This is a genomic window from Geoalkalibacter ferrihydriticus DSM 17813 (assembly GCF_000820505.1).
Classification (GTDB): domain Bacteria; phylum Desulfobacterota; class Desulfuromonadia; order Desulfuromonadales; family Geoalkalibacteraceae; genus Geoalkalibacter; species Geoalkalibacter ferrihydriticus.
This window is the reverse complement of record NZ_JWJD01000003.1, coordinates 284,063-309,535: the sequence shown is the minus strand read 5'-3', so window position 1 is coordinate 309,535 and position 25,473 is coordinate 284,063. Positions and strand designations below refer to the sequence as shown.

The 25,473-nt window shown below is 60.4% G+C and carries 28 protein-coding genes; 6 read left to right on the top strand and 22 right to left on the bottom strand.

Annotated elements, in window-relative coordinates:
• Positions 1–57: 57 nt before the first annotated feature.
• Complete coding sequence (locus GFER_RS17750; RefSeq protein ID WP_052446284.1) at positions 58–894, bottom strand: cation transporter; 837 nt, start codon at positions 892–894, stop codon at positions 58–60.
• A 339-nt stretch (positions 895–1,233) separates the two neighbouring features.
• Here GFER_RS17750 and GFER_RS10345 point away from each other — a divergent pair, with 339 nt between their 5' ends.
• The gene (locus GFER_RS10345; protein WP_040099205.1) at positions 1,234–1,773 is read left to right on the top strand and encodes a TrmH family RNA methyltransferase; all 540 of its coding nucleotides are present in this window, start codon (positions 1,234–1,236) and stop codon (positions 1,771–1,773) included.
• On the opposite strand, the gene GFER_RS10340 is transcribed toward GFER_RS10345, so the two are convergent.
• The 3 genes from GFER_RS10340 to GFER_RS10330 form a co-directional block, all read right to left on the bottom strand.
• Positions 1,756–2,937, bottom strand: coding sequence for a YbfB/YjiJ family MFS transporter (locus GFER_RS10340; protein WP_040099203.1), 1,182 nt, complete (start codon positions 2,935–2,937; stop codon positions 1,756–1,758). The genes GFER_RS10345 and GFER_RS10340 overlap by 18 nt on opposite strands.
• Before the next feature lie 193 nt (positions 2,938–3,130).
• The gene (locus tag GFER_RS18685; protein ID WP_139172077.1) at positions 3,131–3,370 is read right to left on the bottom strand and encodes a hypothetical protein; all 240 of its coding nucleotides are present in this window, start codon (positions 3,368–3,370) and stop codon (positions 3,131–3,133) included.
• A 281-nt stretch (positions 3,371–3,651) separates the two neighbouring features.
• Positions 3,652–3,927, bottom strand: a complete 276-nt coding sequence (locus GFER_RS10330) for a rhodanese-like domain-containing protein (RefSeq protein ID WP_139172075.1) — start codon at positions 3,925–3,927, stop codon at positions 3,652–3,654.
• Positions 3,928–4,145: 218 nt separating this feature from the next.
• On the opposite strand from GFER_RS10330, the gene GFER_RS10325 reads away from it, so the two are divergent.
• Positions 4,146–4,577 carry a hypothetical protein gene (locus GFER_RS10325; RefSeq protein ID WP_040099197.1) on the top strand — a complete coding sequence of 144 codons (432 nt, stop codon included), beginning with the start codon at positions 4,146–4,148 and terminating at the stop codon, positions 4,575–4,577.
• 96 nt (positions 4,578–4,673) lie between these two features.
• On the opposite strand, the gene GFER_RS10320 is transcribed toward GFER_RS10325, so the two are convergent.
• Positions 4,674–5,993 (bottom strand): erythromycin esterase family protein, encoded by a 1,320-nt coding sequence (locus GFER_RS10320; RefSeq protein WP_082048021.1) that lies wholly within the window; start codon positions 5,991–5,993, stop codon positions 4,674–4,676.
• Between the two features lie 384 nt (positions 5,994–6,377).
• Between GFER_RS10320 and GFER_RS10315 the strand changes: the two genes are divergently transcribed.
• Together GFER_RS10315 and GFER_RS10310 are read left to right on the top strand one after the other, a co-directional pair.
• Positions 6,378–6,839: a pyridoxamine 5'-phosphate oxidase family protein gene (locus GFER_RS10315; protein WP_040099195.1), complete on the top strand. Its 462-nt coding sequence runs from the start codon at positions 6,378–6,380 to the stop codon at positions 6,837–6,839.
• The gene (locus tag GFER_RS10310) at positions 6,817–9,003 is read left to right on the top strand and encodes a PEP/pyruvate-binding domain-containing protein (protein ID WP_052446282.1); all 2,187 of its coding nucleotides are present in this window, start codon (positions 6,817–6,819) and stop codon (positions 9,001–9,003) included. The genes GFER_RS10315 and GFER_RS10310 overlap by 23 nt, the downstream gene beginning before the upstream one ends.
• Here GFER_RS10310 and GFER_RS10305 read toward each other — a convergent pair.
• From GFER_RS10305 to GFER_RS10260, 10 genes are all read right to left on the bottom strand, one after another.
• Entirely contained in the window at positions 9,000–9,473 is a 474-nt protein-coding gene (locus tag GFER_RS10305; RefSeq protein ID WP_040099194.1) for a peroxiredoxin, read from the bottom strand. The genes GFER_RS10310 and GFER_RS10305 overlap by 4 nt on opposite strands.
• Positions 9,474–9,475: 2 nt before the next feature.
• Complete coding sequence (locus GFER_RS10300; protein ID WP_040099192.1) at positions 9,476–10,048, bottom strand: chalcone isomerase family protein; 573 nt, start codon at positions 10,046–10,048, stop codon at positions 9,476–9,478.
• 10 nt (positions 10,049–10,058) lie between these two features.
• Positions 10,059–10,628: a DUF2878 domain-containing protein gene (locus GFER_RS10295; protein ID WP_052446281.1), complete on the bottom strand. Its 570-nt coding sequence runs from the start codon at positions 10,626–10,628 to the stop codon at positions 10,059–10,061.
• Entirely contained in the window at positions 10,625–12,610 is a 1,986-nt protein-coding gene (locus GFER_RS10290) for a DUF1365 family protein (RefSeq protein ID WP_040099190.1), read from the bottom strand. Before GFER_RS10290 ends, GFER_RS10295 begins: the two co-directional genes overlap by 4 nt.
• A complete protein-coding gene (locus GFER_RS10285; RefSeq protein ID WP_052446280.1) occupies positions 12,607–13,887 on the bottom strand; it encodes an NAD(P)/FAD-dependent oxidoreductase in 1,281 nt (426 codons plus the stop codon). The genes GFER_RS10290 and GFER_RS10285 overlap by 4 nt, the downstream gene beginning before the upstream one ends.
• Before the next feature lies 1 nt (position 13,888).
• Entirely contained in the window at positions 13,889–14,671 is a 783-nt protein-coding gene (locus GFER_RS10280) for a DUF1295 domain-containing protein (protein ID WP_052446279.1), read from the bottom strand.
• 194 nt (positions 14,672–14,865) lie between these two features.
• Positions 14,866–15,270, bottom strand: coding sequence for a DUF2177 family protein (locus GFER_RS10275; RefSeq protein WP_235264058.1), 405 nt, complete (start codon positions 15,268–15,270; stop codon positions 14,866–14,868).
• 69 nt (positions 15,271–15,339) lie between these two features.
• Positions 15,340–15,711 (bottom strand): SRPBCC family protein, encoded by a 372-nt coding sequence (locus GFER_RS10270; RefSeq protein ID WP_040099185.1) that lies wholly within the window; start codon positions 15,709–15,711, stop codon positions 15,340–15,342.
• A gap of 6 nt (positions 15,712–15,717) precedes the next feature.
• On the bottom strand, positions 15,718–17,289 hold the full coding sequence (locus tag GFER_RS10265; RefSeq protein WP_235264056.1) for an ABC1 kinase family protein: 1,572 nt from the start codon (positions 17,287–17,289) through the stop codon (positions 15,718–15,720).
• A gap of 1 nt (position 17,290) precedes the next feature.
• Complete coding sequence (locus GFER_RS10260; protein WP_040099183.1) at positions 17,291–17,566, bottom strand: hypothetical protein; 276 nt, start codon at positions 17,564–17,566, stop codon at positions 17,291–17,293.
• A 103-nt stretch (positions 17,567–17,669) separates the two neighbouring features.
• Here GFER_RS10260 and GFER_RS10255 point away from each other — a divergent pair, with 103 nt between their 5' ends.
• Together GFER_RS10255 and GFER_RS10250 are read left to right on the top strand one after the other, a co-directional pair.
• Positions 17,670–18,545, top strand: coding sequence for a MerR family transcriptional regulator (locus tag GFER_RS10255; RefSeq protein ID WP_040099181.1), 876 nt, complete (start codon positions 17,670–17,672; stop codon positions 18,543–18,545).
• 24 nt (positions 18,546–18,569) lie between these two features.
• Entirely contained in the window at positions 18,570–18,959 is a 390-nt protein-coding gene (locus GFER_RS10250; protein ID WP_040099179.1) for a pyridoxamine 5'-phosphate oxidase family protein, read from the top strand.
• A 138-nt stretch (positions 18,960–19,097) separates the two neighbouring features.
• On the opposite strand, the gene GFER_RS10245 is transcribed toward GFER_RS10250, so the two are convergent.
• The 7 genes from GFER_RS10245 to GFER_RS10215 form a co-directional block, all read right to left on the bottom strand.
• On the bottom strand, positions 19,098–19,325 hold the full coding sequence (locus GFER_RS10245) for a DUF3343 domain-containing protein (protein WP_040099177.1): 228 nt from the start codon (positions 19,323–19,325) through the stop codon (positions 19,098–19,100).
• Between the two features lie 12 nt (positions 19,326–19,337).
• The gene (locus tag GFER_RS10240; RefSeq protein ID WP_052446278.1) at positions 19,338–20,531 is read right to left on the bottom strand and encodes an aminotransferase class V-fold PLP-dependent enzyme; all 1,194 of its coding nucleotides are present in this window, start codon (positions 20,529–20,531) and stop codon (positions 19,338–19,340) included.
• The gene (locus GFER_RS10235; RefSeq protein WP_040099175.1) at positions 20,500–20,712 is read right to left on the bottom strand and encodes a sulfurtransferase TusA family protein; all 213 of its coding nucleotides are present in this window, start codon (positions 20,710–20,712) and stop codon (positions 20,500–20,502) included. The genes GFER_RS10240 and GFER_RS10235 overlap by 32 nt, the downstream gene beginning before the upstream one ends.
• A gap of 26 nt (positions 20,713–20,738) precedes the next feature.
• A complete protein-coding gene (gene yedE / locus GFER_RS10230; protein ID WP_074669521.1) occupies positions 20,739–21,875 on the bottom strand; it encodes a YedE family putative selenium transporter in 1,137 nt (378 codons plus the stop codon).
• 189 nt (positions 21,876–22,064) lie between these two features.
• Entirely contained in the window at positions 22,065–23,162 is a 1,098-nt protein-coding gene (locus GFER_RS10225) for a hypothetical protein (protein ID WP_040099172.1), read from the bottom strand.
• On the bottom strand, positions 23,159–24,214 hold the full coding sequence (locus GFER_RS10220) for a DUF2169 family type VI secretion system accessory protein (RefSeq protein ID WP_040099171.1): 1,056 nt from the start codon (positions 24,212–24,214) through the stop codon (positions 23,159–23,161). The genes GFER_RS10225 and GFER_RS10220 overlap by 4 nt, the downstream gene beginning before the upstream one ends.
• Positions 24,215–24,228: 14 nt before the next feature.
• Complete coding sequence (locus tag GFER_RS10215; RefSeq protein WP_040099170.1) at positions 24,229–25,470, bottom strand: hypothetical protein; 1,242 nt, start codon at positions 25,468–25,470, stop codon at positions 24,229–24,231.
• Positions 25,471–25,473 lie beyond the last annotated feature (3 nt).

Below are 25,473 nucleotides of genomic sequence, written 5' to 3'. Positions count from 1 at the left end.
GCCTAGTTGTAAAAATTTTCAAAATTAAAAAAATCTCCAGCGAATTCGCGCACGGCCTCAGCAGCAGGAGCCGCCGCAGCCACCCCCGCCCGCCTTGAGTGCCGGATCAAAAGCCTTGACCGGAATCCGCGCTCCGATCTCCTGCAGTCGCTGCTCGACCAGCAACTGGCGAAGGCGGGGATTTTGTTCACCGTTGGTGACGTTTTGCTCAAGGTGCCGACGGATGGTGAGATCATCCTTTAGACGCTCGAGAAACGCCTCAAGACTGCCGAAGCGCGCCGTGGCCCGTTGCTCGAAATCCGTCATCGCCTGGCGCAGGGTATGCAATTCCTGCCGCGCCTCGTCCTCGCTTGCGACCAAGCCGCTCGCAGCTGCGTCAGCGAGCAGCAATTCACGCTGCACCAACTGCTGCCAGACCTGTCCCGCCATGGCGGGGGACTGCAGCCCCATGGGCGACCCGGCGGCCAGTCGCGCCAGATGCTGATCGAATTCTTCGCGCGGCACCAGGCGCTCGCCGATCTGCCCCACGTATTTGGCTGCAAGCTTCTGTTGCGCCTGCTGCGCCGCCTGCAATTGCTGAGCATCGACCACGCTGATAAGTTGTGCCGGATAACCGGCCGCGGTCACCGTCGCGGCGATCTGCGCGCCTTCAACACGTTGCGGGTCAAAGGCCACGCGCGCGCTTTTTGCGGCAATGTTCACCTCAACGGAGCCGACCCCCGGCAAATCCCGCGCCGCCTTCTGCACCCGCCCGATGCAGGCGCCACAGGTCATGTTGGCGACCTTAAGCTCAGCATAGGCAGAGGCTTTGGGGGAGCGCTGTCCGAGAACCGCCACCGCGGCAACCACCGCAATCAGCACCATGAACACAGAGATGAGTAAACGCGACTTCATGCTGAAGAGGCCCTTTCCGTAAATTGTCTTTTGATCGTCGGTATGCTGTAATCTTTGAGTGCAGGATTTGTCGCAATACGCTCGCATGCGACCGCCATGCCTACCGGGAGTATTCCTATCAGTTTCCGTGCCAACCTTCCAGACCCCCTTAACTCACTGAAATCACACGATACCAGAAGAGCGACCAAGAGGTTGCGAAGCATCCGGCTGTAGAAAATTCTGAACCCTGTGTGGAATATTCTTCAAATTCCAGAGCCGATTTTGCACTTGCCTGCAATAATCAGCCGTACTCTAATGGTGTATCAGTTCCCCCCTGAACACCCTGGAAGGAGCAGCAGCGTGACCGGTACGTCCCGAAAAAACATACGGCAGCGCTATGAAAAAGAGCGCCGCCGCAATTTGCTGGCAAGTCCAGGCATCCATGAGATGATCATCGTTCTCGATCATCTCAAAAGCGGTTACAACATCCCCAAGATCTTCCGCAGTGCCGAGGCCTTTGGCGCCCACGCGGTGCATTTGGTGGGCATCGAAATTTTTGACCCGGCGCCGGCCAAAGGTTCGTTCCGCAAGGTTCCGGCGCGATTCCACGATCACTTCGGCACCTGCCATGCCGCCCTTACGGAGCAGGATTATCACCTGTTTGTTCTCGACCCCTCAGCGGCAACACCCCTGCATAAGGCAAAGCTCCCGCCGCGCAGCGCCTTTATTTTCGGTCATGAGGAATTTGGTCAAAGTTTTGAGTGTAGCGCTTACCCTGGCCTGCAATCCCTGAGCATCCCTCAGTTCGGCGCCGTGGAGAGTCTCAATGTCAGCGTTGCCGCTTCCATCGTCATGTATGAATACGTGCGACACCAAATGCTTTCAGGGAGTAACGGCTGAAGATGGCCGATGATCGGCACGCAAGGCATCAGGCAACAACAACAGCCCGCCTGCGCAAACCGCTGCCGCGGCAACCAGCAGCGACGCATCGAAACTGCCGGTACGCGCGGCCATAAAACCCGCCAAAGCGGGACCCACAATCTGTCCGATACCGTAGATGCCCGTCATCAGGCCGATAACCCGGGCGCGACCGCTGGGCAGCAGATTACCGCCGGCTGAGAGGGCCATACCGACAATCCCCATAAAGGTGCCGCCAAAAAGCAGGGCGCCGACAACCACCCCGGCCGGGTGCGCAAAAAACACCGGCAGCGCGATGCCCAGAGCCTGCAGCAGATAGGCCGCAATCAGAGAACGCAGAGCGCCGTAACGGCGCGCCGCCTGCGACCAAAGAAAAGCCGAAGGAACGGCGGCACAGCCGGCCACGATCCAGACCCCGGCGGCGCCGGCAGCATCAAAAACCGTTCCGGCGGCAGCCACCAGAAAGGTTCCGGTGATGATGTAACCGAAACCCTGCAGACCGTAAGCCGCCACCAGTCGATAAAAACGACCGCCACGCGGCAGCGGCGCCTTGACGGCCCGTTCCTGGCCGCCGCTACGGGCGCTGGCGCTGAGCAACCCGCGCGCCGGCCAGAGCAGAAGCAGACTGAGCAGCCCCAGCGCGATCCACGCTCCCGAGGCATTGAAGTGTTCCACCAGCGGCACGGCTAAAAGCCCCGCCAGCACGATGCCGAAGCCGACTCCGCCGTAAAACAGGCCGGCAAGCCCATCGCGACCTTCCCGCGCCAAGGCGTTGAGAACCGCCCCCGAGGCGGCGACAAAACAAAACGCACTGGCCAGACCGGCCATCAACCGCAGTGCTCCGACCACAGGAAAGGACAGGGTCAGCCCCGTGCCGATCGTCGTCACCACCGACAGAACCAAACCCGCAACCAGCAGGTACTTCTCACCCACAAGCCGACACAGTGCGCCGGCCACAAAGGCTCCAACCAGATAGCCGAAATAATTGAGGGAGGCGAGCAATCCCGCCTCATCGGCACCGAACGCGTACTGCGTCATCATCGGCGGCAACAGGGGCGTATAGGCAAAACGTCCGATACCCATGGCGATGAGCAGGACCAGAAAACCACCGAACAGAATAGCCCGGATGTTGTTTTTTCCCTTCATGATCTCCTCCCGGCGAAGAGAGAACTATGCCAGAGGATATTCACCAAGGCAAATCCTTGTCATGCATCAGATTGCCCCACAAAGAAGGCCGCAAATGCAAAAGAGCAAGGCGAAGAAAGGGCTCGGCAGGAATTTTGGGGAAACTTAACAAACAGAAAGGAATCAAACGAGAAAATCAGTGAAAAAGTCAACCTCAGGCGTGACCACAATCCTGAATAAGACCTGCTTCGCACAACCAACGCCGAATTCCCGGCAACTCGGCGCGAAACGCCTGCAACATCTCCAAGGCCAGATCCGAGGAAAACTCCTCCTCCAGATCAACGTTGCAGATCATCTCTTCAGCCACCATGGCATCAAAAAGCGGTTGAGCGTCATCAGCAGCTCGACCGGAGGCCTCGGCAAGAATCTGCAGAATAATGTCACGACGCGTCATGATTTTTTTTGTCTCCACGACAAGAAAGCTATTTCTTAAAATTTTCACATAAGCATTATGCCAAAAGCTTTCGACTTTTACAACCACGGTGAAAAAAATAAACGGGTCCGGCCCTACCAGAGCCGGACCCGGTGCAGCCAGGAGTGGACTTTTTCTCATTTAGGTTCTGTCGGATAGCCCGCCTGGAGCCAGGCATCCCAGCCACCGCGCAGGGCATACACATCGGTAAAGCCGCGGTTCATCAACTGCAGCGCCACACTGGCGCTGGTTCCTTCGCGCGGTCAAGCGCAATACAGCACCAAAGTGCTGCCCTTGGCGTACATCCCGGCCCAGTTAATGCTGCCCGGATTTTCACGCACGGCGCCGGCAATTTTAATCTGAGTGCGCTCCCACTCGCCGGGGGTCCGATTGTCGATGATGACCAAATCACTCTCGCCCAAACGCTCGTTGAGCTCAGCCACGCTCATGCGCGGCACGCTCTGACTTTCTGTGTAAGTCGTGCTGCAGCCCACAAAGATCAGAGCCACAAGCACCACCAGCAGCGCTTTCAATTTCATCCGCATAACGGTTCCTCCTTTCTATGAATTGTCGGCACCAATTAAAACATATCCCCGCAAGTCTTCAAGGAATTAGGTCAAGAATATCGAGCGCTAAAAATAATACTTTATCCGTTGAGCGGCATTTCCTTCATTGATTTTTCAACACCCGTTGGGTCATCATACGAGGCGAAAATCGCTCGACGGAAACCCGCGACCATGCACCGAAGGAGCCACAAATGGATATTTTCACAGCGTTTATCGCCCTGGCGTGGGGGATCATCGCCGGCTATCTCATCATCCGCTTCATCGACAGCCTTATCGCGCTCGCCGTCTGCGTACATGGTCTCTACATCAGCCGCTGGCAGCGCTTGGCCGACAAAACCCACACCGGGCGCATCAAACCCGGCATCATTTTGCGCCTGATGGCCCGCATCAGCCTCTTCACCCTGGCTTTTGGTTTCCTGCTGCACCTCGGCTACAATCTGACCCAGCGGCAATTCGGATTCAACTACGACGACGCCGGCGCCATCCTTTGGGTGGTGGTTGCCTGTGCGACGGCCCTGAGCCGTCTACCGGCGACGCGACGACGCGTGGTTTTCGTCTGGCGCATGAGCCATGAATACGATTACGCCGAGAAGCGGCGCCGAACTCAGATGCTCAGGGGATAAAGCACCGAGAGCAACCTTCAATAGGTGCCGGGACTCCCTGGCACCGCAGAAAGACTACGCCTGAAATCCTTCCTTTCCAGAGCGCTGTATGCCAGCTTATTGAAGCGGCTGCAGCGCCCTGGTCTCTTCCAGATAAATAAACGCATCGTACCGCAGCGGCACCAGAGTCGGGACGTAGTTGGCGATCCTCTCGCGACGCGGGTCATAGACCACGCCGATAGCGCGGTGGCCGAGGGGCTCAAGCAACGCCGTGAAGTCCTGCGGATCGCTGAACAGCAGCAGCAATCGCGATTTTTCCGTCCGATGCAACAGATCCTCGAAACTGCCCTCCCGCGCCGGCGGCACCGCCATGACCTGGGGTTCCGCACCCCAACTCAGGCCGGCCATCACCGAGCCGCGATGGGTTCCAAACCCCACGGCCAGCACCTGCTCCGCACCCAGACGCTGACGGGCGATCTGGCCGATGTTGCGCTGGCCCTGCTGCGCCATGGCCGTTGCCCGGGCATCGCCGATATGGGTGTTGTGCGCCCAGACGATGCCCCGGGCACCGGCGCCGTAATGAGCGAGCAGGCGCTCCACGGTAAAATAGAAGTGATCCACGCGATGGTTCCAGGATGCAGGGCCCTGCGCCGGCATGGCGCGATAATGGCGTTCGGCGTTTTTCACCACCAGTGCATTTTGTTTCAGGTTGAAATAAGCATCCCGATCCTCGTCCACCAGATTGCCTCGCGCGGCGCGGATCATGCCGAGCACGTGGCGAGCTTCGACTTCGCAGGAGCGGCCGCCCCTCGCAACGGAGCGCGCATAGTGCGAAAAATCCTCCCCGAAGGGGCCTAGACAGGCGTAGGCGGCCCGCGCTTCATCCGCCAGCGCCGGCAACGCATCCTTCATCAATTCAAGCACCTTGCCCATGGAGCTCTCAGGCCCGTAAACATCGATGCCGTAGAACCCCACCTGCTCTTTGGTGGGGCGTTCGGCGTTATAGGCTCGCAGCCACTCGATCAGTTCGGCCGTTTCCCGGTTTGCCCACATCCAGGTCGGCCAACGATTGAAACTTTCCATGATGCAGCGCGCACTCTCGCCTTCGGCCGTCCGGCCGCGCACGTACTGGTTGAGTTTATAGATACTGGCCCAATCTCCCTCGACGGCGATAAAGCGAAAACCCGACTCTTCGATCAGTCGGCGACTGAGAGCGGCGCGCCAGGTATAGAATTCCGAGGTGCCGTGGGAGGCCTCGCCGAGAAGAACCAGAGAGCGGTCCTTCGCAGACCGCACCAAGGAATCGAGATCATCGGCACTTTTTATGGGGATGGCCTGGGCACGCAGCAGCTCCACAGGAGTCTGATCCTTGGCCTGCGCGATGGACAAGCAGAAAAGTAAGAGTAAAATCGTTGTAAAAAGCACGGAACAGCGCATCTTGGGTCCTCCAATGCAGTAAGTTCAGTCTGGAATAGCAGGGGGGCGAGAATCGAACTAAAACAGGATAAAATCCTGCCATCAGGCTAAATCAGGACAGGCGACAGGTCAATGACTTGCGCCTTTGCCCGTTCGGATCTCACGGATCCAGTTAAATATATTCAAAAAACCGAACCTACTTTTGAAGAGACTGATATGACCTCATTTTTTGGCTGATCGCCGACGATGGCAACCTGAAAGGCCTTTATGGCAACCGGCGGACCACCTATATCATCGACAGGCAAAGGATCGTCGGCTTTATGCAGGAAGGTTTTCCCGACAATAAGAAGCAGCTGGCTGAATTAGCCAAGTTGCTTTAACCAGGCAGGGGCCATGGAAATTTCGATGGACGACACACTCCAGAAACTGATTCATGAACTGCTGCAACAGCAGAATCTCGGGGTACTGGCCACCAGCGCTGCAGGCCACCCCTATACCACTCTGGTCGGGTTCGCGGCGACGGCCGATATGAAGCAGCTGCTCTTCGCCACCCACCGGGCCACCCGCAAATATGCCAACCTCAGCGTCGATCAGCGGGTCAGCCTGCTGATCGATAACCGCAGCAACCGGGCGGAGGATTTCCGTATCGCCGCCGCTTTGACTGCCTTCGGCACCGCCCGGGAGGTTCCCGCCGAGGAGCAGGACGGGATGCGAGCGATCTTTTTCGCCAAGCACCCGATGCTGAAGGAGTTCGTTTCCTCGCCAGGCTGTGCGCTCTGCCGGATTTCGGTGCAGCGTTACAGCCTGGTGCGCCGGTTTCAGGACGTGATGGAGTTGGTCCTCGATGGCCCTGACCCTTGCCCTTGAGCAGATAACCCCGGCCCTGGCCCTGCAGGTCGGCGGCAAGGCCTCCGCGTTGGCTCACCTGGAGCGACTCGGCTACCCGATCCCTCTCTCCCTGGCCATTACCACCAAAGCCTATCGTCGCTACCTTGAAGAAACCGGACTCGATGCCCTGATCCTGATGGAGTTGGGACGCAAGGACTTTTCCCAGATGCGCTGGGAGGAACTCTGGGACGCTGCCCTGCGCATCCGCAGTCTGTTTCTGAAAACTGCCCTGCCGGCGGCGCTGGAGGGGGAACTGGCAGCGGCGGTGGGCGGAATGTTCGGCTCCCGGCCGCTGGTGATTCGCTCCTCGGCGCCCGGTGAAGATTCGCCAACCGCCTCCTTCGCCGGGCTACACAACTCCTTCGTCAATATCCGGGGGAAAAAACAGCAAATGCTCGCGGTGCGCAAGGTCTGGGCGTCCCTCTGGTCCGACCGGGCGCTGCTCTATCGTCAGGAGCTGGGACTGGCCATCGACCGCAGTTCGATGGCGGTGCTGGTGCAGGAGTTGGTCGCCGGCGAGAGTTCGGGGGTCGCTTTCAGTTGCAGCCCGACCGACCCGGGCCGGGTTGCAGTCGAGGCCGTCAAGGGCCTCAATCAGGGTCTGGTCGATGGCAGCATCGAACCCGATTTCTGGGAGCTGGATCGCCAGGATCAGGGGATTGTGCATTACCGCCCTGGCGACCGGGCGGGCAAACTGGTTGCCGGGGGAACTGGTCTGCAGCGGGTTGCCTTGTCGGCAGAAGAGCAGCAAACGCCGGCCCTGACGGCGGGGAAAGTGACCCGGGTGGCCGCGACGGCCCTCGCCCTGGAGCGGGAACTGGGGCAGCCCCAGGACCTGGAATGGACCTGGCAGGGGGAGCGACTGGTGCTGCTGCAGGCGCGGCCGATTACCACCGCAAACAGCAACTCGAGCGACCCGCGCCGCTGGTACCTGACCCTGCATCGCGGCCTGGCCAATCTCAAACAGCTACAAACCCGCATTGAGCAGGACATCCTGCCCGGCATGGAAGCGGACGCCGAGGGATTGGCGACCATCGACCTGCAGGCTTTGGGCGATGAGGCCCTGGCGGGAGAAATCGAGCGTCGGCGGCAGCGACGCAACCACTGGGAAGAGGCCTACCGCAGCGACTGCATCCCCATGGCCCACGGCATCCGGCTGTTCGGAGAATTCTACAACGATGCGTTGGCGCCGGAAGACCCCTTCGAGTTCATGGAATTGCTGCGCGGCGGCCAATTCAGGGCGGTCAGCAGAAACCGCAAGCTGGCGGAGCTTGCGACTCTGATCCGCAGCGAGCAGCAACAGCTTGCCGGTGGCTTGACCCAACTCCGACAGCTATCCGAACCCCTCGCCTTGCAGCTCAGGGAGCAGGCCGAGGGAATCGGCCTGCCCGCCGAGTTGACCCTGCAGCTGCTGCTGGAAATGGCTCGGCAGCCAATCAGCGCTGCGGTCGGCGGCAATCGCGAGCTGGAGCAGCGCTATCGCCGGCATTTCTGCGCCGAGGAGCGCAGTCAGGCCGAAGAGCTGCTGGAGATCGGCCGCGCCAGTTACCGTCTGCGTGACGATGACAACCTCAGTCTGGAGAAAATCGCCCGGGAATTGCAGCGGGCCGAGGAGGAAGGGCAAAGGCGGCTGCAGCGGGGGGAGGTGCAAATTCTGCGGCAGGTTCTGGCCCCAGGGGCAGAGGCGGGCAGGGGCCTGAGCAGCCCAGTGCTCTCCCCCGGGAAGCCATCCCTCGGTGTGGTCAGTGCCCGGCAATTGCAGGGACAGCCGGCCAGCCCCGGGCTGGCGACGGCAACGGCCCGGGTGATTCAGCGCCCGCAGGATCTGGCCGGGTTCCGCGCCGGGGAGATCCTGGTCTGCGACGCCATTGATCCGGCCATGACCTTTGTCGTGCCCCTGGCGGCCGGGATCATCGAGCGCCGCGGTGGCATGCTGATTCACGGCGCTATCATCGCCCGCGAATACGGCATCCCCTGCGTCTCGGGGATCGCCTCGGCGGCCGAGTTGATCCGCACCGGCGACCGCATCACCCTCGACGGCTACCTCGGGCTGGTCTTTTTCTCCGCCACTTCCGGTCGCCTCTCCCCGTCCGGTCCGAAACCCGGGTTGCGCAAGGAGCTGGATGACACAGAAGAAGGCTAATCGTTGGCCTTGCCGGCCAGGGACCGCACGGTCTGCAGAGCTTCCTGCACATGGCGGTCGGCGGCGAGCTGGGCGCTGAACAGATGCCGCACCACCCCTTGCCGGTCGATCACATAGGTCACCCGTCCCGGCAGCACGCCGAGGGACTTGGGTACGCCGAAGGCTTTGCGTAAACCACCGTCTGCATCACTGAGCAGGTGAAAGGGCAAACGATGATGGCTGGCAAAACTCTGGTGTTTGTCGAGGGAGTCGGCACTGATCCCGATCACCATCGCTCCGGCCTCGGTGAAATCCTGGTAGGCATCGCGAAAGGCGCAAGCCTCCTTGGTGCAGATTGGTGATTCATCCGCGGGATAGAAAAACAGCACCACCGCTTTGCACCCGCGCGCATCCGCCAGGCTCACCATATTCCCATTCTGGTCTGGTTGTGACAATTCCGGGGCCTTATCGCCCACTCTGATGCTTTGCATAGTTAACCTCCTTTCAGCAATCGATCCCGAAACCCCTTGTCGATGGGCTCCGGCCCAAGCCAGAGGCCGAAGTAGGCGACGGCAAAATCGGCCCCCGGAGCCGCGCCGAGTAATTCCTCGTTGAGCCGCAGTTCAGTGCCGGCGGCCGGGGTATAGGTCAGACTGTAACGATCCCCGGGGCGGATGTCGCGGAACAGGCGATAAAATTCTTGTAGCCGTTCTGCCAGCGCCTGATACTGCCCCGGCGGGAGCTGTTTCCGGAGCAGTTTGTCCGAAGCCCGGGAGAAATCCTCCGCGGAAATACTGCGCAGATAGGAGAGCTCAAGGCGCTTGGGAACATCCTCGGCCCAACGCTCCCCGCTCATCCCTTTTGGTAAATAAAACGCCCCGACATAGACATCGAACAGCAGTGCCCAGGTCAGCACCCCCATCCCGGTTATCCTCAGTTCCGTCTGATCGACCAGATGCCGCTCGGCAAACGTGACCCCTTTGATCTCCGCGGCCTGGAGACTGGAGGCCTGCAAAACAAGACCTATGGCGAAAAGCCAGAGCGTTGCGGACAGTCGGTTGTTCATGGTCACTCCTTCAGCGCTGGAGAAGTTTTCCGCCCGGCCAGCGATAGCGCCCTTCGCGGCCATCGAATCGGTGGCTGAGCCAAACCAGCAGCGGCATCACAAGGGCCCAGAGTAGGGCCAAGGAGGCGTAACTGAAACCCAGATTGTCGCCGAAATTGGCGGCCCCGAGGCTGATGCCCCCCCAGTAGGCCAGCGGCCCGCCGACCAGGCCGAAACCCGCCGCCAACAGGGGGCGCCCGGTCAGCCAGTGCAGGCCGTAATGGAGCAAGGTGGCGAACTGCGCCCAGATAACCAACACCCAAAGGGGAAGCCAGAAAGGCCAGGCCGGATCGGTCTTGAAACTGAAGACCCCCAGAGCCTGCTGGGCGCTGTCGACGACGGTTCCGAGCAGGCAGGCGCAAAGCATCAGCTTTAATTCCGCCTGCCGCGATGTCGCCAGCAGCAAGTGTACAGCCATCAGCAGCAGCGCGGCCACGGCACCGCGCAGCGGATAAACCCAGGCGGCGCCGAGTACACAGCATAACCAGCCGAGCTGATAGAGGCCGAGATTGACGATTTTTCCCGCCGTGGCCGAGATCACGGCCGCTCCAGAGGTTGCCCCGGTTTGTGCAGCACCAATTGCGCCAGGTCGATGATGCGGGCGTTAAAGCCGGCCTGGCAGTACGCGAAGTAATAATCCCAGGTGCGCAAAAACCGGTCGTCGTAGTCGAGTTGGGTGATCTGCTTGCGCTCGCTCAGCAGGGTCTGCCGCCAGTGCACCAGAGTCTTGGCGTAGTCGAGGCCGTAATGCTGTAAGCTCTGGATGTTCAGACTCGATGCGGCCGCCATCGCCCGGGCCAGCGCCCCCACCGAGGGGAGGTGGCCGCCGGGGAAGATATGCTTGCGGATCCAGTCGGAGCTGTGGCGGTAGGCGGTATATTTGCGATCCGGAATAGTGATCACCTGGATCACCGCCTTGCCCCCAGGCAGCAGGGCCCGATCGCAGGCGGCGAAGAAGGATTTGAGGCCGGCATGGCCGACCGCTTCCAGCATCTCGATGGAGATGATCTTCGAGTAACGACCTTCGATATGGCGATAATCCCGGAGCTGCAGCTCGATGCGATCGCTCAATCCCGCCTCCTGCACCCGCCGGCGGGCAAACTGCAGCTGCTCTTTGGAAAGAGTAATCCCGGTGACCCGGCAGCCGCTTTGCCGCACCGCCTCGATGGCGAAACTCCCCCAGCCGCAGCCGATCTCCAGAACATGATCCTCGCTGTCGAGACCGGCCTGATCGATGATCGACTGGATTTTGCGCTGCTGGGCCTGGGCCAGAGTATCGGTTTCGCTGGCGAACAGGCCCGAGGAATAGGTCATGCTCGGGTCGATGAAGCTGGCGAAAAAGTCGTTGCTCAGGTCGTAGTGCTCGCGGATGTTGCGGGCGCTGCCCTGGATGGTGTTGCTGCGCAGCAGGTGGCGCAGATAGTTGAGCCAGCGGCCGACCCAGGCGGTCACCAGGCTGCGGTCATTGAGCACCGCCTCGTTGGCGGCCAGCAGGGTGAGCAGGCCGGGGAGATCGTCGCAGCTCCAGTCGCCGTCGGTGTAGGCTTCGCCGAAGCCGATATCCCCGGAGAGCATGATCCGGCGGAAAAAACGATATTCCCGCACCGCGAGCTGCAGGCTGGGTTTTGCTCCAATGCGGCCGAAGCGCTGGAGGCTGCCGTCAGGGAGGAAGAGTTGCAACTCCCCCTGGGGCAGGCGGGAGAGGAAGCGGAAACAGAGGGTCATGCCGAGCCGGTCGAGCAGGGTCGGGGCCACGGGACGAATGGTCATGGCATGATCGGGAACCGGTTTGGTAAACACGGGAAGCCTCCTTTGCCAATAGAGTCGGGCCGCCTGCCAGAGAATACGGGGCATGGTCAGGACGGCGGTCAAGGGGTGTTTGAGGATGGTGCGCAGCAGATTGCCGGTGGTGAGAGGTTGCGCCTCTCCCTGCAGGCGGGCGATGAAGGCCAGCTGCTGCGCCTGGTAATAGTGGATCTGGTTGTCGAGGCGCTCTTGCGGCTCGCTGACCTGGAACCGGTACTCCCCCTCGCGGGGAAAAAACGGCGAGACATGGAACTGCTTGTCGGCGACGAATACCCGCGCTCCGGCCGCGGTTGCGCTCTGGGGTTCGGCGAGCAGATAGAGGTGCATTTCGCCAAAGGTGTTGTTGACCTGGGCCAGCACGCAGAGCAGCTTGCCCCCTTCGCCGTAGCAGTAGAAAAAGCTCACCGGATTGAAGACATAGTTGAAAAAGCGGGCGGCGGTGACCAGCACGACACGGTCAACGGCCGCGCTCAAGCCGGCCTCCCGCAGCACACGGCCGAGCTTGTCCCGCAGGGTGGCGTTCCCGGGATGGAGATAGTCCTGGTCGTGAATCGCCACCGGCCGCAGCTGGTTGTAGCCGAACAGGGGGTTGCCCTTTGCCAGTTCGGGCAGTTCATCGAGATCGAAGGCGTAGAAATAGACTGGATATTGAAAGCTGTGGCTCAGCGGTGTCATTCGCGCATGGCTGACGACCCCCTGATAAATCAACGATTTCATAACCCTGCTCCAAAGTCGGCGGCGACGGCGACAGCCGAGCGGACGGCGTCTTCGTGAAAGCCGTAGCCGAAATAACTGCCGCAGAACCAGCTGCGGCGCCGGCCGTTTAGGTTGGGGAGCTGCGCCTGGGTGGACAGGGCGGCAAAACTGTACTGGGGATGTTCATAGTCGAATTCGGCGATCACCGTCTCCGGCCGCAAGGGCTGGCGGCGATTGAGGGTCACGCAGTAATCCTGATGGGCCTGCAGCCCCTGCAGCAGATTCATGCAGTAGCTCACAAACACCGGTTGGTCCTGCGCGCCAGGTGCCTCCCGGGTGAAATTCCAGGCCGACCAGGCGGCCTTCTGTTTCGGCAGCAGGGAGGCATCGCTGTGCAGCACCGTGTGGTTGCGTTGATAGCTCCAGGCGGAGAGCAGCCGCCATTCCTCGGCGCTCGGGTCGCCGAGCATCCGCAGGGCCTGGTCTGCATGGGAGGCGATCACCACCTGATCGAAACGCTGCGCGCTGCCGTCGGCGAATTGCAGCCGCACGCCCTCCCGGTCCCGAAACACCTTCTCCACCCCGGCCTTGAGGTGGATCTGACCGCTGAAGGTCTGCTGGAACGCTTTGACGTAGGCGAAGCTGCCCCCAACCACGGTTCGCCATTGCGGCCGGTTACGGAAGGAGAGCAGACCGTGATTGCTGAAAAACCGCAGGAAGGCCGCGGCCGGGAAGTCGGCCACCCGCAGGGCCGGTGTCGACCAGATCGCCGCCGCCATCGGCAGCAGGTAGTTGTCGATCATGAAGGGGGAAAAGCGCCCCTGGCGCAGGTAGTCGCCCAGGGTCAGCTCAGGCACCCGGCCGGCGGCGAGATCGGCGTTGGCTGTACGGCCGAAACGGGCGATTTCGAGCAGAAAGCGAAAAAAACTTGGGCTGACCAGGTTGCTGCGCTGGGCGAACAGACCGTTGAGGTTGTTGCCGGCATAGACCAGGCCGGTCTGCAGGCATTGGAAACCGAACGACATTTCAGCCTTCCGGGTGGCAACCTCGAGCCGGGCGAGAAAGGTCTGAAACAGTGGATAGGTGGCGTCGTTTAGCACAATGAAGCCGGTATCGACCGCCATTCCGGCATCCGGACCTTCGGTGATTTCGATGGTGTTAGTGTGGCCGCCGAGGTAGTCATTCTGTTCAAACAAGCTGACCCGGTGCTGCTTTTGCAGCAGATAGGCAGTCACGATTCCTGCCACCCCGCCGCCGATGACGGCGATCTTCTGGTTGGGTGCAATTCTTTCAGTCACGTCACTCTCCGTTTCCCGCCTTGGGCGGCCAGGGGAAAAAAGCGTTGGTGCGCTGCCGATAGGCGGCAAATTCGGGATGTTCCCGGTACTTGGTTTCCAGCATCGGAATGCCCGAAACCTTCAGCAGCAGAAAATCGATCAGCAGTGGGCTGAGAATGGCGATGGCTCCGTAGGGGGCACCGAGGGCGATCAGCCAGATCCCCCACCAGAGGGTCGCCTCGCCGAAATAGTTCGGGTGGCGGGTGAAACGCCAGAGTCCACTCTGGATGATCCGCCCTTTATTGGCTGGGTTCTGCTTGAAGCGCAGCAGCTGCCAGTCGCCCAGCGTTTCAAAGCCGAAGCCGAACAGCCAGATTCCAACTCCAAGCAGGTCAAGCAGGCCAAGGGGGCCGCCGGGTTGTGAGATCACCAGCATCAGCGGCAGGCCGACCACAAAAACCACTCCCCCCTGCAGCATGAAAATCTGCAGGAAGCTTCGCCAGACAAAGGTTTTACCCCACTCCCGGCGCCACTGGCGGTAGCGGAAATCCTCCCCCGCCTCCCCCCGTTTGCGCAGGCGGATATGCCCGGCCAGGCGCAATCCCCAGAGTGTCACCAATCCCAGCATCAACAGCTGCCGCCCATGACCGCTGCCGTAAATCAGGTAACTGCTCCAGCCGACCAGCACAAAAGCCAGGCCATAGGCGACATCGACGATGCTGTTGTCCTTCAGCCGCAGGGCGAGGAGAAAGACCAGGGTCATAAAGGCCAGCAGCAGCAATAGGGCAAAGACGTAAATAGTCATGAGCTTTTCTTCCAGCTACGCTCGAATCGGTTGCGGTCGTCGCACGTCCGAAGCCTGCTGCTGCAGATACACCTCGAAACAGCTTCGCTGGTCTTACCCTGAATCCACCGATTCAGTACGGATCGGCCCAGGCTTAAAACAAGCAGTAACCGACTTTTAATTATGGATTTCATGATTCTCTCCATGCCGAGACGTCAGATGAGCCAACGCCCGATGAGATAACTGACGCTTGCCACCAGGGTGCAAAGCAGGGTTCCCCAGGCAATATCGATGATCACCACATTGATCGGCCAATCCCGCAGCGTCGCCAGGTTGGTCAGGTCGTAGGTGGCGTAGGTGAAAAATCCGAACAGAGCGCCCCAGAGCGCTGCCTGAGAAAGAGATTGCCCGGCCAGGGCCGGCCTTACGGCAAACAGAATAATCCCGGCGATATAGATGAAGTAGAACAGCAATGCCGCCGGCCAGTTGACCGTCGGGCTGAGCAGGTGGGCGAGGTTTTTCTGGTAGAGATTCTTGGCGACCACCCCCAGCCATAGCAGGTCGATAACGAAAAAAACCGGAATCGTCAGCAGGTAGAGTTTGAGATAGTAAAGAATCATCACTGTTCTCCTCAAAATCCTGCCATGGCTGCCGGACGGCCCTGAAGCAGGATGCGGTTTGCCGGCCGCTCAAATTTCCAAAGCCAGACGGGCGATGTTCTCGGCGGCCCGGCGACAGACCAGCGCGTAGGGTCCAGCCCATAAGGGGAATTCAAAGCTCAATTCACAACCGCCGGCGGCGCGACGGGTGACCCGATGGCCGGTGGCGGGAATGCCGGCAACCCTCCAATGCCAGTAGTCGGGAGCTTCGAAGCGGGTGATTTCGAAGGGGAGCCAAAGCCCGACCGCAGTTTTTACCCGCCCCTGCAGGCCGGTGACAAGATAGCGCCGGGGAGAGTCGACCGCGCTGATCGATGGACCCCAAAGGGGCCAGAGACGGGTGTCGGTGAGGATTTCCCACACCCTCTCCTGCGGCGCGTTGATGATTTTGGTCATTTGCATACAGATTCACCTCCGCTTGAGCAAGGTCAGGGGTGCGATCATCAGGAAAGCCGCCGAGAGCGGCGTTGCCCAGGGCTGGGGCACCCTCTGGAAATAGAAACCCATGGCCAAAAAGAATAGCAGCCAGCCGAGGGCGCGCAGGTTATTCTCCAGGCGCACCAGCAGATATTTCCGATCCGCCTGGGCCATCCGCACCACCAGTTCCCCCTTTTCCGCCAATTCCACCAGCCTGCGGGTTTTTATGGCTGTCATTGGCAGTTGCAGAAACTCCCGGCGTAGCGTCTCCAGCGAAATGCCATCTTCTCCCAGCGCGCGGGGGAGGTTGTGCCGCAGAATCGGGAGAACATCCTTGATGCCGTTGAAGTTTTCGATGTACCGGGTGCCGAGTCCTTCGATCAGCGAACTGACCCGCATAACATAGATGACATCCTGGGGGAGTTTGAACGGCTGATCATGGAGCACATCCAGCACTCCGAAGGCCAGCTCCTGCATGCTCGAGGCATCGAGATGGACGCTGTCGAAGATTTCGAACAGCTGTTCGGCCACGCTGCTCAAGGCTGCAGGGTCGGATTCCTCGGTGAGAATCCCCATTTTTCGCGTGGCGCTGACCAGCAGGTCGAAATCCCGCTCATAGGCCGCCTTGACGGCGTAGATCATCGCCATGCGCATGCTCTGGGGAATCCGGCTGACCATGCCAAAGTCGAGCAGAATCAGCTCGCCGGCCGGGCTGACCAGGAGATTGCCCGGATGGGGGTCGGCATGAAACAAACCCTTAACCAGCATCTGTTCGGTGTAAAACGTCACCAGCTGCTGCATCAGTTCGGCAAACCCGACCTCCAGCTTGGCCATCTCCGCCACATCGTCGAACCGCACCCCCTCCTCGAAGCTCATCACCAGGGCGTCATCGGAGCAGTAATCCGGATAAGGAACCGGGAAGCGTACCCCCGATGCGCCATAGACCTGGCGAAAGAGTTCCAGATTGGCCAGCTCCTGCCGCATGCTCACTTCCTGCTTGATCACCCGACTAAAGGCTTGCAGCACCGCTTCGATGGAGTTGCGGGTCTGATCGGTGAACAGGGGGCGAAGGACTTTCAGGAACAGGGTCAGCAACAAAATGTCGACCCGGACCTGGAATTGAATGTTGTCCCGCAACAGCTTCACTGCCACCACCTCGCCGCTTTTACGCAAGGTGGCCTTGTGTACCTGGCCGATGGAGGCACTCGCCAGGGGAACCTGATCGAAAACGCTGAACACTTCGGGATCGGGAAATGCCCGCCGGAAGGCCCGTTCACGATGGATTTCGCACATCGCAGGCATCCGGTCGTGGAGTTGGCGCAACTCCAGCAGGTAGTCTTCATCGAAGAAATCGGCCCTGGTTGCCAGCACCTGCGCCAGCTTAAGAAAACTGGCGCCGAGAGAGCGGACCGTTCCCACCAGCGCCGCCGGCTCCAGCGGCCGCCAGAGCAACCAGTTTGGCCGCCGGCGAAACAGCAGGAACACAGTGATCAGAAAGCGGAATATCCCGTAGCTGCGCTGCGGCCGGCAAAGATAGAGGGCGATAAAAAAACGGCGGATCAAGTCACTTCTCCAGCTCTTGTTTCAGCTTTTCAAGGTCGTCTTTGGTCGCCAGGTTCATTTCAGCGATCAGTTCCTTGAGCGTCTCCTTGAGGCTGCTTTTGAATTTTTCTTTCTCGCTTTCGCCGCGCTCGGCCAGTTCATCGAAAAACTCCCGAGCGTGGGCCTCGCTTTTCTGCTGCCAGGCTTTGGCCTCTTCATTGTTGGCCTCCAGTTTTTCTTTCACGGTCAGTGCGCCGCCGAGTACGGCGTAAAAGAGTTGCTCGAGTTTTTTATCCATTGGCTTTTCCATTATTTTTCCTCGCTGAAGTGAAAATTTCTTCTTGAAAAATTGTTCTTTGTAGTTATTATACAAATGAAAATTACTTTGTCTAGGACAATAAATGACTATTCAGCAACTAAGCAATGATCTTGGTGTTGGCGTCGACACTCTGCGTATCTGGGAGCGGCGCTACGGTTGCCCAGTGCCGGAGCGCGACAGCCGCGGACATCGCAGCTATTCATCCAAGCAGGCCGAAGAGCTGCGGGTGGTGGTCAAGCTGCGAAATTTCGGCATGCGCCCCGCCCAGATATTTGCCCTGGATGCGCTCGCCCGGCAGGAGCTGCTGCTGCAGAAGCTTGACCAGGCTTTGCCGATGGATAGCGAATTGCAACGCCTGACCGCCCAGCTGCCGGCCCAGCAGATGCGCCGGACCCTGCAGCTGCACTTGGAGGAATTGGGGCTGGAGAGGTTTATTCAGGAGTTTGCCGTTGCCTTGCTGCAAACCCTCGATCGCGGCTGGACCGAGGGCTGGTTGACGATTGCCCGGGAGCATCTGGTTTCCGATCGGCTGGAAGAGCTGCTCAAGGCTCGCCTGGCGGTGTCACCGCAAAGTGAGGACCCGACGCGCATCCTGTTTCTGACCCTCAGTGGCGAACGGCATAAGCTCGGCCTGCTGATGGCGGCGGCCTTGTTTCAGGCCCAGGGGTTCGACTGCCTGCTGGTCAATGAAGAGCTGCCCCTTGCAGAAGTGCCTGCCCTGGCGGCGGAGTTGGAGGTCGAGGCGGTCGCTCTCTCATTTAGCGCCCATTATGCGGCTCGGCAGGCCAAGCAGGATCTGGCCGGCTTGCGACGGATTCTCGATCCAAAGATCAAGCTTTTGGCGGGGGGCATTGGCATACGGGGCAGGATGCGGATGCGGAACCTGGTCATCTGCACCGAACTGGAAAAAATTCCCAACCTGTGCCGGCAATATTTCCGCCCGGTACCAGGAAAATAACCCTGAGCAGAAAAGGAGAAGAGAATGGACCTGAGAAACTATTTCGCGACCAGCCAAGGAACGGGCGTGTTGTCGACAGCGGACCGGGAGGGGCGGGTCGATTCGGCTATTTATGCCCGCCCCCACATCCTGGCCGACGGAACCATCGCCATGATCATGCGGGAGCGGCTGACTCACCACAACCTGCAGCAAAATCCTTACGCCGCCTATCTGTTCAGAGAAAGCGGCCCTGGCTATCGCGGAGTCCGGCTGTTCCTGAAAAAACTCCGCGAAGACGCCGACCCGGAACTGCTGCAGGAAATGACCAGGCGCTGCCTGTCACCAGAAGAAGACCAGGCCAGGGGACCGAAATTCATCGTCTATTTTCAGCTGGAGAAACTGTTGCCTCTGATCGGCGATGGCGGAACGGAGTGAATGGGGGCGAACGGTTCAGCATCGGGTGGCAGGTCAATGAAAAAAGGAAAAACCGGACGAAAAACCGGAAAGAACTAAGGTAGATACAACGAGAGGCCGGGACTCAAGCAAAGGCAAGGCTGGAGGTTCCGGCAACTTTCATTCGTCGACCACCTGGTCAACTTCAACGCCTTCTTTGGCCAGCAGGGCGACAATTGCCTCTTTCAGGTCACGGGCGGCGCGGATACAATACCCGCAATCGGAACTCAGGTGGCGCGGAACCGGCACGATACGATGATCAACGCCCTGCTCCTTGAACACCTCCTGGGCCCAGAAAACATGATTGTTGGAATGAAACAAAACGACGAAAGTATCCTTGCTGCTCATTGTGTCTCCAACTCAGAAGTCTCGCGCAATCTCCCACAAGGCGTCGATAGCCCTGTCGATTTCTTTCTCAAGGGTAAACAGGCCAAAGGAAAAACGCATGCTGCCCTGTGGATAGGTTCCCAGGGTCTGATGGGCGAGAGGCGCACAGTGCAACCCCGAGCGCCCGCAAATCTTGTATCTCTCGGACAATCTTTCCTGCAACAGCGCATTGTCCACTGCGGGCAAATTGAATGCGACAACTCCGGTGTTGGAGCGTGTCAGGTCCGTGCAAAAGTCAATGGCTTGCAGCTGCTGTCGGCAACCCTCGGCAAAGTAACGCACCAGATGATTTTTTTGAGCCAGAATGGCGTCGAGGCCGCCGGGCAGATCGCGCAGACAGCCGATGCCGGCCTGCAATCCGGCCAGCCCGGCGAGGTTGAGGGTCCCGGACTCCAGCCGATCGGGGAGAAATTCAGGCTGGGTCATCTGGTCGGAAAGACTGCCGGTACCGCCGAACTTGAGGGGTTTAAGCAACCGGTGATCGACATCCTCGCCCAGCAACAGCGCGCCGGTCCCGGTGGGCCCGTAGAGGCTCTTATGCCCGGCGACGGCAAGCAGGTCGATGCCGTCACGGCGCAGGTCGATATCGACGATGCCGGCGGATTGGGCGGCATCGGCCAGCAGCAGCACTCCGTTTTTCCGACAAACCTCGCCAAGAGGCGCCAGAGGCTGGATGTGACCGGTGACGTTGGAAGCATGGCACAGGGCCAGCAAGCGGGTGTTGCCCCGCAGGGCCCGCCTGAGATCATCCGCGTCGATAAGCCCCTGACCATCGGTTTTCAGCACCGTGAGGGCGATTTCTCCCTGATCGGCGAGATGACGCAAGGGGCGAATGACGCTGTTATGTTCCAGGGGCCCGGTGATGACGTGATCGCCGCGCCGACACAATCCGAAAATGGCGAGATTGAGCGCCTCGGTGGTATTGGCGGTAAAAATCACCCGCATGGGATCTCTGAGGCCGAACAACCCGGCCAGGGCCCGCCGTGTGCGGAACACCAACTCGCCCGACTGCTGCGAAAGATAATGACCCGAGCGGCCCGCATTGGCGCCGACCTGGGTCAAAAAATCGTGCACCGCATCCACCACCAGCCGAGGTTTGGGGAAGCTGGTGGCCGCGTTGTCGAAATAAATCCCGTCATCGTTTAACGGAATAAACGGTATCTCCATTTTCTTCTCGGATATCAAAGGTGATTTTCTTGCTTTCCAGCGTCCGCCGGATGTTATCACAAGAGGCTCCTGCGTCCATAATCACATCGAAGGGTTCTTGAGATTCGCTCAGGGCTTGCAGCACCAAAACGACCGGTTGCGGGCAAGACAGCCCACGTGCATCGACAATTTTCTTTGCCATGATCTTTTCTCTCCGTAACTGTTGAATCAAGCGGTTTTTCTACGCTTTTCCGTCATCACCCAGCCAATGGTCAGACAGAAAAGCAAACCGAGCGCCACCCCCCAGGGCCCAAACCCTCCGACGCCGGCGGGCGAGCTGGCCATGGCGAAATTGTGGCTGAAAGCCGCTCCCACCAGCATGCCCAGGATAAACACCCCGGCATCGCCGTCGCCTTCACCGGCAAGAATCAGCTGCCGCCCGGGACAGCCGCCGGCCAGACAAAAGGCCAATCCCGCCAGAACCATCCCCAGCACATTCCAAACATGCAGATTATGGGCGATGGGCTGACCAGTGAAGCCGGGTGAAAACTGTCCCAGGACCAAATTCACGGCAAAGGCGGTCAACACCAGGGCCGCAACCCCGTAAAACAAGTGCAGGTCGCGACTGATGAAGAGGTCGCGCAACGAACCCATGGTGCAGAAGCGGCTGCGCTGCGCCAGGGCACCGAACGCCAGACCGGCGATCAAACTGATGAAAAGCGGCGCACGACTGGCTCCCGGGCCCTGGGTGCTGAAGAAGATGGGCAGCCCCTCGCCAAATGAAACCTCAAACATCACCAGAAATAAGAGCCCGAGCATCAGGGCGGGCATGACGAATCCCGAAGCCTTGGAGGGATAGGAGTGGGCACGATGCAGCGTATAGCCCCGCTTGAGAAACAGTGTCCCGACATAAATGCCGCCCGCCAACCCCGCCAAACCGAGAACGGCATTCCAGTCCCCGCCGGCCAGACGCAGCAGGGCACGCCAGGGGCAACCGAGAAACACCAGGGCACCGATCATGGCAAATACACCGAGAAAAAAGCGGATCAAAGGCGATGACCCGCCGCGCGCCCTGAATTCCCGCCCAAGTAAGGCAACCACCATGGCCCCCAGGACGATACCGACGATTTCCGGCCGCAGGTATTGCACCACGGCGGCCCGATGCAGGCCTAAAGCACCGGCGATGTCGCGCTCAAAACAAGCGACGCAGATCCCCATGTTCTTGGGATTGCCGAGATACTGCAGCACCGGGGCAAGAATCCCGATGACGATGCCGGTGGTGATGATTCCCTTGCGTGAGGCAAAAAAATATTTCATGACAGAAACTCTCCTGAGTCCGAAAAAACCTGACTCCCTGAGGATCATCCGAGGGCGACAGCTTTTCCACGGTAATTTTTGCGGGATTATAAGTGACTGAAAATGCAAATATCCAATAGATAATTTGGATTTTTTCGGCACCGGTTATCGGTATACTCAATGCGGGGTAAAATTCGGAGTCTCTGAAGCGAAGGCGGGCAAAATCTCAAAGCCGCGGGCGGCGCGGCGAGTGATGAGTTAGGGAGAAAGCAGAAGGACCGCACCGCGCTGCGCAAAATCACCCGTCTCGCAAACCATGACCCGCCTGACAACCGGATGGTCGAACTCGAAGCGGGCGCAGGCCAGGACCAGGTCCATCGGCAGAGCAGCGGCGCCCAATTCGCCGAAGCTGCGATACGGCAAAAGCACCTCAAAGTTGCGTGGCGCCGACTCGCGGCGTGGATATAAAGTCTCGATGGTTTGATGCCATTCCAGGGCACCGCTCAGGCTGCCGTCGTGGGGCGCAACCACGCAGTCCAGGGATGAAGGGGACAGGCGCCGCCCCGCCAGGCAGTCCGCGATGGCTGCGGCAAGGCCGGTCATGCGCTTATCGGCGGCGGCACCGGCATGGGGCTCGACGGCGCAGCCGATGCCGGCCAGGCGCGCCAGAGGAGCACTTGCCGGTTCTTGTTGCAGCAGCACATAGGCCGCCCCCTCGCCCGGCACCAGACCCTCGCTGTTGTGCGTGGTGGCGATGCGATCCTCTTGCGCCAGGAGGGTGCAGGTCACCAGATCAATCAGCGAATCCACTCCGCCGAAAAGCACCGCGCGCCATTTCCCCTGCTTCATCTCCCCGCAAACGGCCTGCAGGTGAGAAACCGCTCCATCCGCGCAGGACACAAATCGAAACACGGCACGACTCAGCCCAGCGCGCAAACGGCTCAAATCCATGTGCAGTTGCTGGAGGGCAGGCGATGTCAAGGCGCGTGGGTTGCGCCCATCAGGCACCAGGGTCAGAATCAGCAGCCTTTCCCAATTAAATTCTTCAGGCAGAGATTTGAGGGCCTGGCCCAAGGCGGACTCGGCAAGCAGTCCCATGCGCTCATGGGGATCTTCGTGATCGCCCAGAGCCGCAACGCGCGCGGTCAGAACCTGCGCGTCTTCTTCGCCTTCGGGTACCGCAAGCGACAGCTGCGCATCCGCCTCGGCACCGGACATAGGGGTGGCAACGGCGCCAAACAGCGCAAAGGGCTGATCACCGGATCGGCAGCAGACACCCAGAGCACTTACGACCAGGGCCGGGGCGGCATCGCCTGGCTTAGCGGATTTCTTCGCCGCGATAGCGCTTGTGCTCATATCCAGGCCTCCGTCGGTGCCGCCGGGGCGTTTTCGCCGGAATCGAGGTCACGCACCAGGACCGATCCGCCTGGGCTTTGCCTTGCATCCCACGCAAGTGCGGCACGATAGATCAGATAAAGGTGCATCGCATCGGCATCGATCACCAGCGTATCGCAGCAAGTTTGAAGATTTTGCGCCTGCCTGGCCCTCAGCAGACGCGCGTCCGGCTGCAAACTCGGCAGATGCAGGGGAACACCTTGGGACGCCGCGGCGACAAGGCCGCGCAAAGTGATGCATTCGTCGCCGCGAAAGGGGTCGGAAAAGCGTTGATCCGGAGGCGCGGCATTGAACAGATCGGCCGCAACCTCGCGCCCCCAGGGACAACCGCCGTGAAGGACGGCATCTGCATCGAGCGTCGCAGAGGCGCCGAGGCGCGGTTCCCACAAGGGCGAGAGTGGTCCGAAACCGGCCGGGGCGGGTCGCGCGGCGGGGCTGGCGATGAAGCGCGGGCCGATTTCAAGCTGCGGCAACTCGAGCCCCTTGAGGCGGTGGCCCTTTTCGCTGTAGCCGCGCCCTGCGGGGTTGGGAGCAAAAATTTTCTCGCCATCGCCGGGATCGCACCCGCCGTAGGCGTTTTCATAAATCAAGGGCACGGCGGCAAGGGGTTCAGGATCTCCGGGAACGGCCAGCAGCAGCCGGGTTTTCCAGGAGCGACGTCCGAATACACGCAACGCCTTGCTCCAAGGCGTACCCTCCCCGCGCCGCAGGCTGATTTCAACTTCGCCCACCGTGCGCCCGCCGCCCGGCGCCTGGGCGGTTCCGTAAAGCAGCAACTCACCCCCCTGCTTGAAGGGCACGGTTTCGCAGGCGGCAACAAGGCTGGATCGCCCCGGTTCGCCGCGATAGCGATCCGCCTCTTCGATAGCCGGCGGCGGCAATGGCGTCAGGCGCCCTTGGGCATCAAAGGAAAATCCGGCCTTGATGACGAGGGTGAACTGGCGCTGCCCCTCGCGATTCCAGCCGGGATAGAGCCCGGCGGACCAGGTGCTGCGGTTGTCGAGTTGATACATAGAAGATTTAACCCTTATCGTTCTCTGGATTCAGCGAGATTGTACAGACAAGCGCGGCGCTGCGCCTGCTCGGCATGGGCGCTGACGCCCAGGGGCCGCTGAAGACTTAAGGCCAGCAGATCGAGAAGATCGCGCCCGGCGTCTCCGGCCTTTCTCAAAGCCAGAGCCTGCAGACGCGATCGACTCAGGGGCGCACCAAACAGCAGGCGATCCTGGGGCGAGAGAGCGCTGCGCTGCTGCGCCCACCAGGCGCGGGCGACTTCGCCGTCGGGCATCAACCCCTGGCCGCCCTCGGCGCCCACCACCTGCAAACGCGCTTTGTGCGGCAAGGCCTGTGCGCTGATCCATGGCCAGGCGCGCGCGGCGGCATCCATGGTCGCCGGATCAAAAAGCGCCTCCACCAGCATATCGACGGCCTCCAGGCTGCCGTGCAAAGCCAACAGGCGCGCCCCTTGCGCCGGGCGTTCCGTCAACAAACGGCGCAGCACCGGCAGCACCTCCCGATCCGCCTTCAAAGCGGCCAAGCGTAGCAGGGCAAAGCGGGTCTGGGGTTCCGCTTCCTGCTCCACGGCGCGGCGCAGTGCCGGGGCCACATCCTGCTCTCCACGCACCAGGGCGCCCCATAGGGCCTGGGCCGTCAGGCGCCCGGAACAGGGGGACGCGGATCCGCTCAGGAGCCCGCGATAGTAGGGATGAAACACCGCGACACCGATTTCGGGGCGGCTTGCTGCGTAGGCCAGAGCCGCCTCCTGCAGCGCCTCGTCACGTCCCTGCAATTCCGCCCGATTGAGCAGGCCCGTAGGTACGCGCCGACCCTGTTCACGCCACAGGTCAAACAGCTGCGCTCGCAGCCCGTGGTGATCACGATAGAGATCAAGCAGCCTGGCATTATCCTCGGGAGGCAGCAACGTCAGCGCGACAAAAGCGCCCTTCCCCATCTCGCCGCCGTCGCTCAACAAAGAGCAAGCCCGCGCCGTGCCCTCCTGCCGCATCTCAGGATCAGGCGAACTCAAGCGGCGCGCCAGGCTGACAAACACCGGTGCGGCCTTGTCCGCGTGCGGTTCGGACCAGTCGCTGCGGGCCAGAACGTGCAGATGCACCCGCAGAGTCATCTCGATGCGGGCCACTACCGCAGCGTCCATCTCCGAGGCCGCCAGCAACGACTGACGTTGGCGAAACAGAGCTATGGCGCAATCCCAGTGGTTTTGCGCGTAGGTCGAGGAAACGGAGGCCGTGATTTTCGAGTCCTGATTCATGGG